Source organism: Rhodococcus sp. B50, assembly GCF_013602415.1.
In the GTDB taxonomy this organism is placed as follows: domain Bacteria; phylum Actinomycetota; class Actinomycetes; order Mycobacteriales; family Mycobacteriaceae; genus Rhodococcus.
In genome coordinates this window covers 87,405-102,617 of the sequence record NZ_WPAG02000003.1, presented here as the reverse complement: position 1 = coordinate 102,617, position 15,213 = coordinate 87,405, and the positions used below count along the sequence as shown (strand labels likewise).

10 protein-coding genes and 6 pseudogenes are annotated in these 15,213 nt (G+C 64.8%); 6 read left to right on the top strand and 10 right to left on the bottom strand.

The window, feature by feature from the left end; genetic code table 11:
- Positions 1-4: 4 nt before the first annotated feature.
- The 7 genes and pseudogenes from GON09_RS24965 to GON09_RS24935 all read right to left on the bottom strand — a co-directional run bounded on the left by GON09_RS24965 (position 5) and on the right by GON09_RS24935 (position 5,601).
- Positions 5-801, bottom strand: a protein-coding gene (locus tag GON09_RS24965) for an IS5 family transposase (protein WP_374195417.1) whose coding sequence is annotated in 2 segments (ribosomal slippage) — positions 5-463 and positions 466-801 — 795 coding nt in all. Because the reading frame shifts where the segments join, the coding sequence is not laid out codon by codon here.
- Positions 802-1,031: 230 nt separating this feature from the next.
- Positions 1,032-2,174, bottom strand: a complete 1,143-nt coding sequence (locus GON09_RS24960) for an IS701 family transposase (RefSeq protein WP_213935207.1) — start codon at positions 2,172-2,174, stop codon at positions 1,032-1,034.
- A gap of 53 nt (positions 2,175-2,227) precedes the next feature.
- Positions 2,228-2,812 (bottom strand): annotated as a pseudogene (locus tag GON09_RS24955) (lipoyl synthase); the annotation flags it as partial.
- A 3-nt stretch (positions 2,813-2,815) separates the two neighbouring features.
- Entirely contained in the window at positions 2,816-3,343 is a 528-nt protein-coding gene (locus GON09_RS24950; protein WP_213934713.1) for a transposase, read from the bottom strand.
- Positions 3,340-3,948 carry a helix-turn-helix domain-containing protein gene (locus tag GON09_RS24945; RefSeq protein ID WP_213934712.1) on the bottom strand — a complete coding sequence of 203 codons (609 nt, stop codon included), beginning with the start codon at positions 3,946-3,948 and terminating at the stop codon, positions 3,340-3,342. The genes GON09_RS24950 and GON09_RS24945 overlap by 4 nt, the downstream gene beginning before the upstream one ends.
- Before the next feature lie 111 nt (positions 3,949-4,059).
- Positions 4,060-4,677 (bottom strand): annotated as a pseudogene (locus GON09_RS24940) (IS701 family transposase); the annotation flags it as partial.
- A 123-nt stretch (positions 4,678-4,800) separates the two neighbouring features.
- Positions 4,801-5,601: pseudogene (locus GON09_RS24935) on the bottom strand (crotonase/enoyl-CoA hydratase family protein).
- Positions 5,602-5,811: 210 nt separating this feature from the next.
- Between GON09_RS24935 and GON09_RS24930 the strand changes: the two are divergent.
- The 4 genes and pseudogenes from GON09_RS24930 to GON09_RS24915 form a co-directional block, all read left to right on the top strand.
- Positions 5,812-7,206: an IS1380 family transposase gene (locus GON09_RS24930; protein WP_213934638.1), complete on the top strand. Its 1,395-nt coding sequence runs from the start codon at positions 5,812-5,814 to the stop codon at positions 7,204-7,206.
- Positions 7,207-7,521: 315 nt separating this feature from the next.
- Positions 7,522-8,301 (top strand): enoyl-CoA hydratase, encoded by a 780-nt coding sequence (locus tag GON09_RS24925; protein ID WP_213934711.1) that lies wholly within the window; start codon positions 7,522-7,524, stop codon positions 8,299-8,301.
- Positions 8,302-8,369: 68 nt separating this feature from the next.
- Positions 8,370-9,487 (top strand): annotated as a pseudogene (locus GON09_RS24920) (CaiB/BaiF CoA transferase family protein).
- A gap of 167 nt (positions 9,488-9,654) precedes the next feature.
- Positions 9,655-10,578 (top strand): annotated as a pseudogene (locus GON09_RS24915) (IS1634 family transposase); the annotation flags it as partial.
- Positions 10,579-10,590: 12 nt separating this feature from the next.
- Here the strand turns inward: GON09_RS24915 and GON09_RS24910 are convergent.
- Positions 10,591-11,962: pseudogene (locus GON09_RS24910) on the bottom strand (ISL3 family transposase).
- Between the two features lie 961 nt (positions 11,963-12,923).
- Here GON09_RS24910 and GON09_RS24905 point away from each other — a divergent pair.
- Complete coding sequence (locus GON09_RS24905) at positions 12,924-13,247, top strand: hypothetical protein (RefSeq protein ID WP_244867009.1); 324 nt, start codon at positions 12,924-12,926, stop codon at positions 13,245-13,247.
- Positions 13,248-13,443: 196 nt separating this feature from the next.
- Here GON09_RS24905 and GON09_RS24900 read toward each other — a convergent pair whose 3' ends face one another.
- The gene (locus GON09_RS24900) at positions 13,444-13,974 is read right to left on the bottom strand and encodes a hypothetical protein (RefSeq protein WP_213934710.1); all 531 of its coding nucleotides are present in this window, start codon (positions 13,972-13,974) and stop codon (positions 13,444-13,446) included.
- Entirely contained in the window at positions 13,971-14,702 is a 732-nt protein-coding gene (locus GON09_RS24895) for a TIGR02391 family protein (RefSeq protein ID WP_213934709.1), read from the bottom strand. The genes GON09_RS24900 and GON09_RS24895 overlap by 4 nt, the downstream gene beginning before the upstream one ends.
- Before the next feature lie 107 nt (positions 14,703-14,809).
- Between GON09_RS24895 and GON09_RS24890 the strand changes: the two genes are divergently transcribed.
- Complete coding sequence (locus GON09_RS24890) at positions 14,810-15,190, top strand: hypothetical protein (protein ID WP_213934708.1); 381 nt, start codon at positions 14,810-14,812, stop codon at positions 15,188-15,190.
- Positions 15,191-15,213: the final 23 nt, after the last annotated feature.

The following is a 15,213-nucleotide window of genomic DNA, read 5'->3' as shown; positions in this document are numbered from 1 at the left end:
TGTCTCATTTGGCGAGCTTCTTGAAGCAGGTCAACGCCGCAGCGAGTTGGAGAAAGGCGGCGAAGTGCTCACCGAGACGTTCGTAGCGGATGGTCAGCCGCCGGTAGCCGCTCAGCCACGCCAGGGTGCGTTCGATCTTCCACCGGTAACGCCCGAGACGCTCGCTACTGTCGACGCCGCGGCGGGCGATCCGCGGAACGATGCTCCGTGCGCGCAACCACCGGCGGTGGACGGGATAGTCGTAGCCCTTGTCCGCCCGCAGCCGTCCGGGCCTGCGGCGACGCGGCCCGCGAGGCGAGCGCACTGCGGGGATAGCGGCGACCATGGGCTGCAACATGACACTGTCGTGGGTGTTCGCCGAGGTCGCCGCAGTGACCAGCGGGATGCCGTCCGCGTCGGACAGGATATGGATCTTCGATCCGTTCTTGCCTCGATCGACCGGGCTGGGACCGGTCAGAGAGCCCCCCTTTTCGCCCGTACGTGGGCGGCGTCGAGGATCGCGGCGGACCAGTCCAGGTCCCCGCCGGCGCCGAGCCGGTCGAGGACGCGCCGGTGCAGCTCGTCGAATACTCCGGCCCGGGCCCAGGTCGTGAAGCGTCTGTGCGCGGTGGGAACGCTGACCCCGAACGACGGTGGCAGGTGCCGCCACGCACACCCGCTGGTGAGCACATAGACGATGGCAGTGAACACTGCCCGGTCATCGAGCGCTGCGCGGCCGCCGCCCTGTGGCCGCGCCCGGAATCCGGGTAACAGCGGTTCGACGATCTCCCACAACGCATCCGGCACCAGCCGGGAAGACAACGCATCGACCACGATGGTGCATTATGCCGCACAGAAGATCCCACCCACAAGAGACATGCTCTAATACTGCAACGACAGTTTGTGATGTCGTCGTTTGTAGTGGCTGGCGCGGGCTCTGGCTTGCCTGATGCGCCGCCAGTTCGACCAATGCCACAGGTGAGCGAAGGCGTGCCGAACGGGACAGGCGATACGATTGAACAGTCGTCGAATCTCGTTGACCGTCAGAGGAATCAGATTACCGGGACCACCTGAAGACCCCCCTTTTGAGCGTGTCGACGCAGAATCGTCAGGAAGGCGGCCGCGGCCATCGACAACGTGATGTGCCGGTACCAGGCGGTGTAGCCCCGGACCTGGTAGTGGTCGAGTCCGGTTTCGTTCTTCGCCGTCTGGAAACACTCCTCGATCGCCCACCGGCTGCCGGCCACCCGCACCAGCTTGGCAAGGGGGGTGTCGGCGGGACCGTAGCAGATGTAGTAGGCGATCTGCTCCGGGTCGGCGATCGAACGGCGGGCCAACAGCCAGTGACCCCGGCCGGGCTCGCGCAGCGGCCGGATCGGGACCGCAGCCCAGTCGTAGACCCGCGGTCCGTGCGCGCCGTCCCCGCACGACAACCGTTGCCATACCGACGCGTCCACTTCACTGATCACGGTGTGGGCGCGGCGTTGCCGCAACTGCATCGACACCACCATCTGCGTTTTCGGCACCGCCAACACGTGCGCCACACCGCGCGATTCGAGCCACATCCGCAGCCGGCCGACCTGACCGTAGGCCTCGTCGGCGGTGACCCACCCGAACGGAACACCGGCATCGAGGGCACGTTCGATCATCGACTGTGCCAGTGCGGGTTTCGTTGCGAATCCGATGTCGTCGTCGATGCCGGCGTCCCGGCACCGATCGCGGTCCTCGGTCCAGGACTTGGGTAGATACAATTCCCGGTCGATCAATGCCCGACCACGAGCGGACGCGTAGGCCAAAAACACCCCGACCTGGGAGTTCTCGATCCGCCCGGCGGTGCCGGAGTACTGTCGGGCCACGCCTGCGGATCTGTTGCCTTTCTTCAGAAAACCGGTCTCGTCGACGATCAACACCCCAGTCTGCTCGTCGCCGATCGCCTCGAGCACCACGTCTCGCACGTCATCGCGCAGCCCGTCGCAGTCCCAGGCGTAGAAGTTCAGCAGCCGCTGCATGCCTTCCGGGCCGGCGTCCCCGGCGGCCTCCGCCAACGTCCAGCCGTTCTTGCGTTCGACCTCCGCGAGCAATCCACGGACATACGCCACCATCCGCCGCCGTGACTCCACCCGCGAGAACCGGTGCGCGAACCGACTGCAGAACGCCGTGAACCCCGCCGACCACTCCAACACCTCAGACTGCACCAAGATCAATTATCATAGGTGCACCGGTGGTCACAAACTGTCGTTGCAGTACTAAAGATCCGCGGCACCGTCTCCAGGTTATGCGCGAGCACCTCCGGCCGTGCGTCGAACACCTCGGCCAGCAGGTCGGGTTTGGCATGGAAATCCGGGATCAGGTTCTCCACCCCGGTGTTTGGGTTCAGTTCGTGGATTTTGCGGACGGTCTCGGCATAGAGCCAAGCGCCCTCGTCTGGCAGGTCGTCACGGGCGACACCGGTGATTGTGGAGTAGCGCAACCCCATCGAGCGGATAGACTCGGCCACACGACGGGGTTCGTCACGGTCGAGCTCAGCAGGTTTACCGGTGTCGATCTGGCAGAAGTCGCAGCGGCGGGTGCACTGGTCGCCGCCGATGAGGAACGTCGCCTCCCGGTTCTCCCAGCACTCGTAGATGTTGGGGCAGCCAGCTTCTTCGCACACGGTGTGCAGGCCTTTGGATTTGACCAGTGACTTGAGCTTGGAGTACTCCGGGCCCATCTTCGCGCGGGTCTTGATCCAGTTCGGCTTGCGTTCGATCGGCGTCCCCGTGTTACGGACCTCGATGCGAAGCAGTTTGCGCTCACTCGGATCCGGACGCGAGCCGGAATTGTAGTGCTGAATTCCTCAAAGAAAGTAGACAAAACGTCGGCGTAGTTTCCGGGTCGGAGGGGCCGGGCGCCCCCAGAGCCAGGGTCGGGCTCGGGCATTGAGCTGCGCCGTGGCCAGGAGCGTGGCCGCCTCGATCTCGTCGGGATCGGCGAAGGTCTGCCCGGCCAGCGCGGCCTTACGGAAGATCCGCCACCACCCCTCCTGCAGATTCAGCCAGCACGCACCGACCGGGATGAACACCTGCCGGATCCGGGGATGTTCCTCGAGCCAAGCTCGCGTGGACACGCTGCGATGGGAGGAGAGGTTGTCGGTGACCACCACGATCTCGCCGTCGGGGTTGTCCCGCTCCATGACCTGCAGAAACCGTTGGTAGGCAATACTGTTACGACAGGATGCAGTCATCGTAAGTTCGTGGCCGTCCCTCGGACGCAGCGCCCCGTACACCCAGGTCTTCTCCGGCCCACGCCCGTAATCGAGTGTGGCCTTGATGCGGTGCCCGTCGGGAGACCCGCCCGGCGCCGGCGGGAAGCTGCGCGGGATCACCGGGCCGAGTTCGTCGGCGCAGAGGATCGTCGCGTTCGCCGGTGGTGCGGTGTAGAGCGCGACGATCCGTGTCCTTTTCCCGCGAAATCCGGGTCGGTGGACCGGATCCAGGTGCGGGTGCGCCGCCACCGCACCCCCTCGGCGAGCAGGATCCGTCGCACCTGGCTGCGGTGGACGTCGATGCCCTCGGCCCGGGCCGCGGCGGTCAGGGCGTTCAGGGTCCACTCCGGCGGACCGGCCGCCTCGGCGGCCGCGAGCTGCCCGTCCGGTGTGCGGTCCGGACGACCGGGCGGAGTCTGCTTGACCAGGGCCAGGATTCGGGACCGCTCACCCTCGGTGATCCGACGTTTGCGGCCCTGACCACCCCGATCGGCCAGCCCGTCGAGCCCGTCGGCGTTGAACCGCTCGAGCCATCGACGCACGGTCTGCTCGTGGCAGCCCAGCTGCGCGGCGATGGCCGGGACCCGCAGTCCGTCCCAGCTCAGCGCGATGATCCGGCCTCGCTGCACCCAGTCGGCGGGAGCGTGCCGGGCGCCGGCCAATCGGCGGACCGTCCGTTCCTCGTCGCTGTCCACGGCCGGGCGTGCGCGCAGGATCTTCGGCATCCGGCTCGCCTCCGATCGACTCGAACCGATATACTCACCCTCTAATCTACGCCTCCAAAGAGGAACTCAGCACTTAGTACTGCAGCCGCAGTTTGTGATGTCTTCGAGGCCGACCTGACCGTAGGCCTCGTCGGCGGTGACCCACCCGAACGGAATGCCGGCATCGAGAGCACGGTCTATCATCGATTGCGCCAGTTCGGGTTTGGTCGCAAACTCGATGCTGTCGTCGATGCCGGCATCGCGACACCGATCGCGGTCCTCGGTCGACGACTTGGGTAGATACAACTCTCGATCGATCAATGCCCGACCGCGGTCGGAAGCGTAGGCCAAAAACACCCCGATCTGGGAGTTCTCGATCCGTCCGGCGGTGCCGGAGTACTGCCGCGCCACGCCCGCGGATCTGTTGCCTTTCTTCAGAAATCCGGTCTCGTCGACGATCAATACCCCGGTCTGCTCGTCGCCGATCGCCTCGACCACCACGTCTCGCACGTCATTGCGCAGCCCGTCGCAGTCCCAGGTGTAGAAGTTCAGCAGTCGTTGCATGCCTTCCGGGCCGGTGTCCCCGGCGGCCTCGGCCAGCGTCCAGCCGTTCTTGCGTTCGACCTCCGCGAGCAGGCCGCGCACGTAGGCACCCATCCGCCGCCGTGACTCCACCCGCGAGAACCGGTGCGCGAACCGACTGCAGAACGCCGTGAACCCCGCTGACCATTCCAACACCTCCGACTGCACAAGTGATCAATTACCACACGTGCACCGGTGGTCACAAACTGTCGTTGCAGTACTAAGTTTGTAGGTGTCTGGGGTTGGTGCCCTGGATGCGAATCAACGGGGCACCGGACCTAGATTGAAGAGTCAGCGACCCTGCCAGACCGGGCACGCTTCTCGGCGAATGCGGTCGGGCCTTCCTTGGCATCAGCGCTGCTGAAGACCACAGTCATCGCCTTCGCGTTCGCATCCCACACACCCCGGTCCCAGTCAGAGCCGCTGGCAGTGGCATGGATCATCGCCTTCGACTCCCGTACCGAGATCGGCGCGTTCGCCGCGATCTCGGTACGCGAGTTCGAGCGCGACGTCGAGGGCGGTCCCCGCCGGGGCCACTCGGTTGACGAGGCCCAGTTCCTTGCCCTGCTCTGCGGTGATCGGCTCACCGATCAGCGCGAGTTCGAGGGCAACCTTGCGCGGCATCTGCTGCTGCAGGCGAATCACCCCGCCGGCGGCCGCGAACAGGCCACGCTTGACCTCCGGCAGGCCGAGCTGGGCGTTCTCGTCGACGACCGCGAGGTCACTGGCCAGGACCAGTTCGGTGCCGCCGCCCAGGGCGAAGCCGTTGACCGCGGCAATCGTCGGCTTGCTCACCCAGTGCTGCACGTAGCCGGCAAAACCTCATTCCGGGTTCACGTCGGCGTCGACGTTCTCGCCCGCCGCAATGGTTTTAAGATCAGCACCGGCGCAGAACGCGCGACCGGCACCAGTGAGAGCGATGACGCGGATCTCGTCGTCGGAGTCCGCCTGCATGAGCAGGGTGCCCACTGCCGTGGACAGTGCGCCGTTGACGGCATTGAGGGCACGCGGACGGTTCAGCGTGATGAGCGCGATGTTGCCACGCCGCTCGTACAGTGCCTCGGGTTCGGATGGGAGTGACTCGTCGGCCACGTAGCCTCCTCAAGATGGATCGAACTGTTTATATAACGTTCGATACAGAGAAATCAGGATGGTCAACATCAGGTCAACGAAGTATCTAACCCGGGGCTTTCACGGAAATTCGACCTCAACCCGTGTCACACAGAAAGAAAGGTGCTCCGACCTGCGATAATTCGACTTGTCTAAGGTTGAACAATCGCGTGAGCCAGGAGCACCCTTCAGGTGAGCAAGTCTACGTCCCCCTACCCACACCTGTCCGCATCGGGTACCGGAACCGGCGTCGTGTCCCATGCCGGCGCTGTCCTGCTGCTGCGCACCGCCGAGAAAACCGGCCTCACCACAGCATTGACGACCGAACTCGCTCAGTTCCGGAAACCGTTGGCACGCCACGATCCTGGCAAGATCCTCCTCGACCTCGCGCTCTCCCTGGCGATCGGCGGGGACTGCCTCGCCGACATCAACCAACTACGCGCCCACCCCGAACTGTTCGGCCAGGTGGCCTCCGACCCGACTGTCTCCCGCCTGATCACCACCCTCGCCGGTGATGCCGACACCGCTCTCGCCGCGATCGGACGGGCCCGCGCTACCGCCCGCGCCCACGCCTGGACCGCCGCCGGGTCGGTGGCACCCGATCACGCCATCGACGAGCACACACCGCTGGTCATCGACATCGATGCCACCCTCGTCACCGCGCACTCGGACAAGGAATCTGCTGCCCCGAACTTCAAACGCGGCTTCGGGTTTCATCCGCTGTGTGCGTTCGTCGACCACGGTGAGCACGGCACCGGTGAACCCGTCGCGATGCTGCTGCGCCCGGGCAATGCCGGTTCGAACACCGCCGCCGATCACGTCACTGTCGTGCAGGGCGCCCTGGCGCAGTTGCCGTTCGACCCGGGATATCGGGTCGGGAAGAAGGTGCTGGTCCGGATCGATGGTGCCGGTGGCACCCACTCCTTGATCGAGTATCTGACCAAGCGCAGGCTCTCGTATTCGGTGGGATTCGGGTTGACCGACGCCTATGCCGCCGCGATCGATCTGGTTCCCGAGCAGGCATGGACTCCGGCTTACGACTCGGACGGGCAGGTCCGGGACGGGGCCTGGGTCACCGAGATCACCGGGCTGCTCGACCTGTCGACGTGGCCGACCGGCATGCGCGTGATCGTCAGGAAGGAGAGACCGCATCCGGGTGCGCAGTTGCGGTTCACCGACCGTGACGGCCTGCGGTTGACGGCGTTCGTGACCAACACCCGCCGCGGGCAACTCCCCGATCTGGAGTTGCGGCACCGCCGTCGGGCTCGGTGCGAGGACCGGATCCGGACAGCGAAAGCAACCGGGCTGCAGAATCTTCCGCTGCACGGGTTCGATCAGAACCGGATCTGGCTCGCGCTCGTGCAACTGGCATGCGAGTTGACCGCGTGGATGCAGATGCTGGCATTCACCGAGGTCCCGGCGCGGCGGTGGGAGCCGAAACGGCTGCGGCTGCGGGTGCTGTCGATCGCCGGGAAGATCGCCCGCCATGCCCGTCAGGTTCGGCTGCGGCTGGCCGCGACGGCTCCCGGTGTCGATGTTCTCGTGGCCGGCCTGAACCGGCTCACCGCGCTACCTGCACCTGTGTGACCTGCACGAATCTTCATTTATCGAGTCGAAAGGACACTCAGTTCGGGGCCGTGGACCCCGACGTCACCCGACCGTGTCGGGCGACCAAGCGTGGATGCACACCGGATCCACCGCCTCCACCATCGAATCCGAACTGGTCAGGCCGGCACGCGGGACTCACGAAAGATTGAGGCTAACGGTCGTTATACTAGTCATGCTAGCCTCGACCGAGCCGAACCACCGTCAAGCCGGCATCGGTATTCGCATACCAACTCGAACCCCGAATTGCCCCCGTCGAAGTAGCGGGGGCGGTTCCCCGCATCTAAAGGAGTCGCTGTGACAACCGTCGACACCGGAGTGGTGAGCAGCGTCGATAACGGCGTGCTCCATGTCCTCATCAATCGCCCTGCCAGCATGAACGCTGTCACCACAGCAACCCTCGACGCGATCGCCGAATCATTCGAAGCGCACTCGGAAAACCCCGAGGTACGCGCCGCCGTCCTCACCGGTGCGGGTAGAGCATTCTGCACCGGCGCGGACATCGCCGGTTTGGATTTGTCCGCCGCGCCCTCGGCCGCGACGATTGATGCGGCCAATCGAGTCACCGCGACGATCAGGGCCTTCCCGCACCCGGTTGTCGGAGCAGTTCGCGGCGCGGCGGCAGGCGTCGGTGTGTCACTGGCGTTGGCATGTGACCTGACGGTGGCATCCGAATCGAGCTACTTCCTTTTAGCGTTCACCAGAATCGGACTGATGCCCGATGGCGGTGCTACGGCACTGGTAGCGGCATCGGTCGGTCGCGCGCGGGCTATGGGGTTGGCCCTCCTGGCGGAACGCCTCCCCGCCGATGAGGCCAAGCAGGCGGGCCTGATTGCCCAGGTGTACGCGGACGATCAGTTCGATGCCGAAGTCGACTCGCTCCTCGGTCGGCTGGCCGCGGGCCCTGCGTCCGCCCTCCGCGCCACCAAGGACGCGATCAATGCGGCGACGCTGACCCAACTCGATTTTGCCTTCGAGCGGGAGCGTGCGGGGCAACTCGCACTGTTGGAGGCACCCGACTTCATCGAAGGCGTCGCAGCCTTCCAGAACAAGCGGTCTCCAAAATTTATCCGCTGACAGTTCAGACCGATCAAAACATGGTGCAGCAGTAGATCTGAGCATCACGACATGAATGGAGTGCAAACATGGCCGGGCTGCTAAGCGGGTTGAGAGTGATCGAGTTGGCAGGAATTGGCCGGGACCTCATGCGGCGATAATCCTGGGGGATCTCGGCGCCGAGGTTGTACGGGTCGACCGGCCCACCCCCTCTGGCGTCGACGTCCTCGACGGTCACCCCGACTACATGCTGCGCAACCGTCGCTCAATCGCGGCCGATCTGAAGAATCCCGACGAACGCGACCTGGTGCTCCGGCTGATCGAGCAGGCGGATGTCCTGATCGAGGGCTTCAGACCGGGAGTGGCCGAACGTCTTGGGGTAGGACCTGAGCAGTGCGCCGAAACCAATCCGCGATTGATCTACGCCCGGATGACCGGCTGGGGCCAGGACGGGAAAATGGCATTGCGCTCCGGGCACGACATCAATTGCATCTCGTTGACAGGAGCACTGCACGCGATCGGAAGGCGGGGGTGCGCCCAGTGCCGCCCCTGAATCTGGTGGGGGACTTCGGTGGCGGGTCGATGTTCCTGCTCCTCGGGATCCTGACAGCATTGTTCGAGCGGCAACGATCTGGTTCAGGGCAGGTGATCGACGCCGCCATGCTGGATGGTGTCTCCGCCCTGTCCCAGATGATGTGGTCGATGCAGGGATTCGGTGAGTGGTCATCTGAGTCCGGAACGAATCTCCTCGACGGAGGAGCGCCGTTCTACGACACTTATGAATGCGCCGATGGGAAAGCTGTGGCAGTCGGCGCCATCGAACCGCAATCCTATGCAGCTCTGCTCGCCGGCCTCGGGCTCGCGGAAACAACGCTGCCGGATCAGAACGATCGGACGGAGTGGTCGACCCTGCGAGCTCGGTTCGCGGAGATCTTTGCGTCCGAAGAACGCGACCATTGGAGAACTGTCTTCGATGACACGGATGCGTGTGTCACGCCAGTGTTGTCGTTCGATGAAGTTGCCGGTGACTCCTATCTGCGGGAACGAGGGACGATTCTCGACATCGATGGTGTACCGCAGGCGGCGCCGGCAGCCGACTCCACGATTTTCTCGAACTCAGCCGGGCGCACCCACCTCACCGAAGCGAGGGGGCACCGATCTCGCGGAGGTGGTGGGGGAGTGGTTGGTGAGCGAGGCCGGTGAGTGAATCCGGCCGCGCGTACCAACCCGTGACGTCGAGGGATTGCACTGTACGTGCCCCCCCGAGTTGCACCAGGTTGGTCGATTTCCGGGGTAGTCCGACATATCCGTGCAGGTAGCGGCGGTGCGTGTTCGGAGAATTGCACACTAACAGCTCGGTAGAAGGCCGCCTACATCCGCAAAGTCCGCACCGCCTCGGGAGCAACCGCGGTGCAGATCGCGGCCAAGCACGGCCGCCGCGACAAGGTCCTCGAGCACCTCGGATCCGCCCACACCGACAGCGAACTCGCCGCCCTACTCGACACCGCCCGGGAGAAACTGCTCGCCGGCCAACAGGAACTCGACCTCGATCTGGGCGCCACCAGCAGCGCACCGCCAACGATCACCGGCAAGCGGTCCCGGTGGTTGATCGAGATCATCGACTCCGCCTGGCGGCATCTCGGCTTCGATGTGGTCGACAACGACTCGTTCTTCCAGCTCGTGGCAGCCCGACTCGTCGAGCCGACATCGGTTGCGGACGCGGGCAGGGTGCTGCGGGAGATCGGGATCGCACCCGCCCACCGCAACACCTTCGTGCGGACCCTGCAGCGCTGCACCGCCCACGGTTACCGCGACGACATCGCGCAGCGGTGTTTCGAGCACGCCGCCACCGCAGGAGATCTGAACCTGCTGCTCTACGACGTCACCACCTTGTACTTCGAAGCCGAGAAGGAAGACGAGCTGCGCAAGGTCGGATACTCCAAGGAACGCCGGGTGGACCCGCAGATCGTCGTCGGGCTGCTCGTCGATAGCACCGGATTCCCTTTGGAGATTGGGTGTTTCGAAGGAAACCACGCCGAGACTCGCACGATCGTGCCGATCGTGCGGCAGTTCCAGGCCCGCTACGATCTCGACGGGGTGGAGATGGTTATCGCCGCCGATGCCGGGATGCTGTCGGCGACGAACCTGAAGGACCTCGATGCTGCCGGCCTGAAGTTCATCGTCGGCTCGAGGGTGACGAAGGCCCCGGCTGATCTGGCCAGCCACTTTCACTGGCACGGCGACGTGTTCACCGACGGGCAGGTCATCGACACGGTCACCCCGCGCCACGCCAAAACCGGCTCTTCGCGGTTAGCAGTGGCATTGATGCCGGCTGGGTGCGCTCCGCCGGGAGCGGCGAGTGCACGCCCACCGTACCCGGCGGCGTTGATTGTCAGGATTGCGGAATCCGAACGCGATCCGGCCGACGTGCTTGACGATCCGGTTGTAACCCTCGCTGCGTGCGTTGGTCAGGCCGGTCTCGACCGCCCGGATGATGGGGCCCTGCCAGGTCTCCACGGTGCGCGCGAGCGTGGTGACCTCCGGGATCGGGCAGGCGGCACAGAACTTGTAGAACCGATACAACGCAGCCCGGATCTCGTACCGCAGCCCACCACGGGCGGTGCAGGCCAGCAGGTCCCATAGGAGCTCCTTGGCGATCCAGGCGGCGGCGATCTCCTCGCTCGGGTCGGCAGTGAGCAGCTTGGTGAACAGTTCGGTGCGCTGCTCGATGGTGAGGGTCTGCGCTGCGCGCAGCAGCCGACGACAGTTGATCCACTCGACATCACTTTTGCGGCCGCGGCGACCACGGTGGGTCTGGGTGACCTGCCGGCGCACCGCATTGACGATCTCGTTGGCCTTTTTGACCAGGTGAAACCGGTCGACGACCAGCTCGGCATGCGGCAATGCTTCGCGTACGGCCTTGGCGTACACGCCGGACAGGTCGATGGTGACGTGGGTGATCTGCCGGCGCCACTGTTCATCGCGTGCCTCGAGCCAGTCGATCACCGCCGTCGAAGTGCGGCCGTTGACCTGGGCGAGCAGGCCTGGTGGCCGGCGATGTCGACCAGGCCGGTGTCCCATCGGTCCACCCATCGCCGGGCGCCGGTGTCGGGGCAGGTCTCCCACTTGGCCTTGCCGCGGCGGGTCTCGTCGATGCCGAGCACACGCACGGGCTCTGGTTCGTCGTCGAGTGCGGTGTCGGCGACAGCGATGACCCGATCGTGAACGGTGTGCCAGGCGCACCGGTACTCGGCGGCGACGGCGGCCACGGAACGATCCTCGTCGAGGACAGCGGCGGCCATCATGGTCTTCGCTCGCGGGGTGATGCGGGCGCGGGCCGGGATGCCCGGCACCGACTCGGTGAACACCTTGCGATCACAGAATCTATTGGTGCACAACCACTTCCGTTTCCGCTATTCGAGCACGGGGCGGTCCGGACCGATCTGCACGTCGCGGGGATGGGTGGTGACCCAGCCCTTCGATCGGATCGATGTCTGCCCGCATTGTGGGCACACTCCGGCCCACCTCGGGTCGGTGCCGAGCCGGACGATCCGGTTGCCGTCGTCGATGCGCTGCACCGACTCGACGACGATGCCGTCGAGATCGAGCAGCAGTGAGCCACTACTGTGGAGCATGCCCGCGTTCCTTGCTGGTCTGGTTGCCTGAAGAACACCCAGCTCACAAGGGCGCGGGCCCTTTTTCAATCACCGACACGGCACGGGGTCGGACAGCATCACGCCCCTACCAAGTGCGTAGAGCCGGCATAGCCATGGGTGCGGGTAGCGCGGACCCGGCCCGCCCGAACCGGGCGCGGGTGCAGCCCAGATGCGCTCGTCCTCGACGCTGGGGGTGTAGTCGTCGAGATGGCAGGAACATGCGGCGCACGGGGTGGGGAGGAAGTCGTGGCCGGTGCGGGTGCGGCTGCCGAGCCCGGCCGGCGGCACGACGCGGCCGGCGGCACGACGCGGCCGATGTGTCAGATGTCGGTGGCGCTGGCGAGGCACACCTCGTCGACCACGGCGGTGTCCATCCAGAATGGAGTCGCGGCACCGAGGCCTGATGGGTGAGGCACACCAGGGCAGCGGATAGGGTGCTCCTGGAACGAAGAACCCCCGCGGCCTAGCTGCCGCGGGGGGAACTCCATGTGTTTACGAGGGACCTTGTCCTCGTATCTGAGATCAATGATAGCGGAGGGCCGAACGGATGCCAAAGCACGCGACGATTCTCGCGGTCACCAAGCATCTGCATCCGGTCCGCCTTTCCACCTACACTTCGCGGTGCGGAAATGACCCCTATCTGGCGCTGGAGCTGTACAAGTGGAACCTGCAGCTGTCGGCGGCCTTCCAGCAGGTCCTCGCAGTGACCGAGGTCGCCCTGCGCAATGCCATCGATGAGCAGTTGCGTATCTGGAATGCTGCCCAGCCGCGCCGCAGCGAGCCGGGCAGTAGCCATGTCCAGCGGGGCGGTAGCTATGGCCAGGATTGGCTTATCGACGCGGCTCGTCCTCTCAACTCGTTGACCCGAGACTCGCGGAGATCGGCCGGAAGCATGCCACGGAGGCCGACGGAACCAGAGATGCCGCGCACCCGCGGAAAGGTGCACCAGTCACGCACGACGACATCCTCGCGCAGATCACTTTCGGCGTGTGGCCGAAACTGCTTCCCACGAAGAACACCACCGACGCCAGCTTCCGCGGCCGGCAGATCTTGTGGCAGCAGGCGCTGCGTCACGCATTCCCCCACAACACGAATGATCCCCACGGATATATCGTCGCCGACCGGGCCGGTCGTCTGCATGGGCTCCGTAACCGCGTCTCACACATGGAGCCTCTGCTCGGTGTGAACATCACTGCCCGGCACAACGATGCGCTCCGCCTCCTCGCCGCGATCAGCCCCGAGGTTCGGGACTGGTGCGCAGGTATGAGCACGGTCATCGAGCTCCGACGAAAGTGCCCGATCGAGCTCTGACCAGTCAGCACACAGCAAATCGGCTCGGGTCAGTCGGCGATCCAACTCCCAGATCGCCGTACCCAGTCCCGGTGGCGGCTATCGCCCGCGCTCATTCTCGTCATCGTCAGAACGATCCCCGTACCAATCTTCTGTAGGCCCGACACGTCCCGGACAGACAGGCGGAAGCGGAGAGGGAGAACTCTTTGTGGATCTCCTAGACGATCGATAACACCTCCGTCGCAATGGGTTTGGAGACATAGGTCCGGCCGCCGCTTGATACCGTGGCGACGATCCGTTGCGGGTCACCTTCGACACTCTCAAGACTTCGTCTCAGGTTCACCGCACCGGCGAGGTACATGAAGAAGATCTGCTCGGCACCGGGCGGAATATCGCACGGTACCGGCGGAGAACCGATTTGCTCGCCGATCACCTGAAATGCAGCGCCGCTGGGGTCGGCGCGCAGAGCCCACTGTGCGACATGGAACGGTGCTCTGCCCGCGTTGACGACCTTGACGCCTACGATCAACTGACCTGGCGGCAGCTGGGCGGCCGCACTCATCAGAGATGCCCGTACGTCACGGGTAGCGTCGTTCGTGACGAGACCACCGCCAGCGGTCAACAAGCCGACAACGGGAGTAAGTGTCGGTCGAGCGCCCTGCATGAGAAATGTGTAGACCTGCCAGGTCAGCGAGGCCATGGCAACAGCGAAACCAAGAACACCGAGGACGAAAGCGGCGACCGTCATGGGGAATTCCCCTGCGATGTAGGTGCTTCGAGCAGGTCACATTGGTCGACCAGTCGCGCGACCACGCTCAGCACCGCAAGTCGCTCGAGGGCATCCTGCTGCAGCATCTCACGAGTATCGTGCGCCGCTGAGTTTCGGATCGTCAGCTGCATTCCCGCCGTGAACTGCCGCAGCCCTTCGTTCATCGACTTCACGGTCCGGTCGTTTGAATCTCCTGGCCACCGCAACCGTGGTCGACCCGGCGCTGGAGGCTTATCGGCGAAGGTTTCCTGCCAAAGGGCTGTTTCTGCCACATCGTTGCGATTCGTCAACGTCGTGACCTGTGCGACGAGTGCTTCCGCCGCTGATGTGCCTGCAAGGCGATAGTGGCCGTCGCGCCACAGTCGGCCAGCAGCACCCCAAACGAGCGGGTGCACCGCCGCACTATCCATCGGTGGCGCTGTCTGGGTCTCTGCGTGGGCAATCATCTGTTCGAGATGACCTTTGATCTGGTCACAGCCGGTGTACACGTCGTCGACTCCCAGGAGCGGTCGAGGCTGCCTGATGGTTCCCCAGGCTGCGATCGGGTCTATCGCGCCGCGTCCTTCTACGGCGATCTTCATTCCTGTGATGGCCGAGGCCTCGCGCGCCTTGCCTGCAGCACGATCGACCTTGCGCGCGGCTGCTAGCGCGGCATGCTCGGGGCAGGTCTGCTTGGGATATACAGCTGGCGCGATGCCGGGCGGCAATCCCGTCGTTACCTCGTGGTATCTGCTTGATCCGGCCGGCACACTCGTCGAACTCGACGTTGCTGCACGGCTGCGCACCGAGTAGATCTGCCCCGCCAGTCGGGTGTGTGGTCGAGATCCTCGCTCCCCGGCGGGCCCGGACCGATGCTCGTTGGCGCGCAATGGCCGTCGAGAGATGTGGACAGGTTGCGTACGTCGACGTCGGCGAGATCAATCGCAGTGGGCGGTCAGCGACGGCCGGGCGCGTTGTCAGCGGAAGTGTCTGTGGTGTCGATGAACAACTGCATCATCTCGAAAGACCGGTCGGCAGCATCGTCGATGGTGAAGATCCGGTCGAGGAGTTCTTCGACGGGCAAAGGCTTGGGTATTTCCCGGTACTGGTTGTCGACGCGACCGATGCGGAGACGAGTGCTGGTGTCGATGCAGTCCAGAACGGATCGGACGGCCTCGCGTCCCTGCCACCCAGGAGTTTGTTCCCATCGCTTTGAGTACGTCGGCGATGGACACCCAG

What these genes read in the sequence shown, in the direction of transcription:
- GON09_RS24945 (WP_213934712.1), bottom strand. Translation starts at nt 3,948, where the DNA reads ATGCCGAAGATCCTGCGCGCACGCCCGGCCGTGGACAGCGACGAGGAA.
- GON09_RS24900 (WP_213934710.1), bottom strand. Translation starts at nt 13,974, where the DNA reads ATGACGGTCGCCGCTTTCGTCCTCGGTGTTCTTGGTTTCGCTGTTGCC.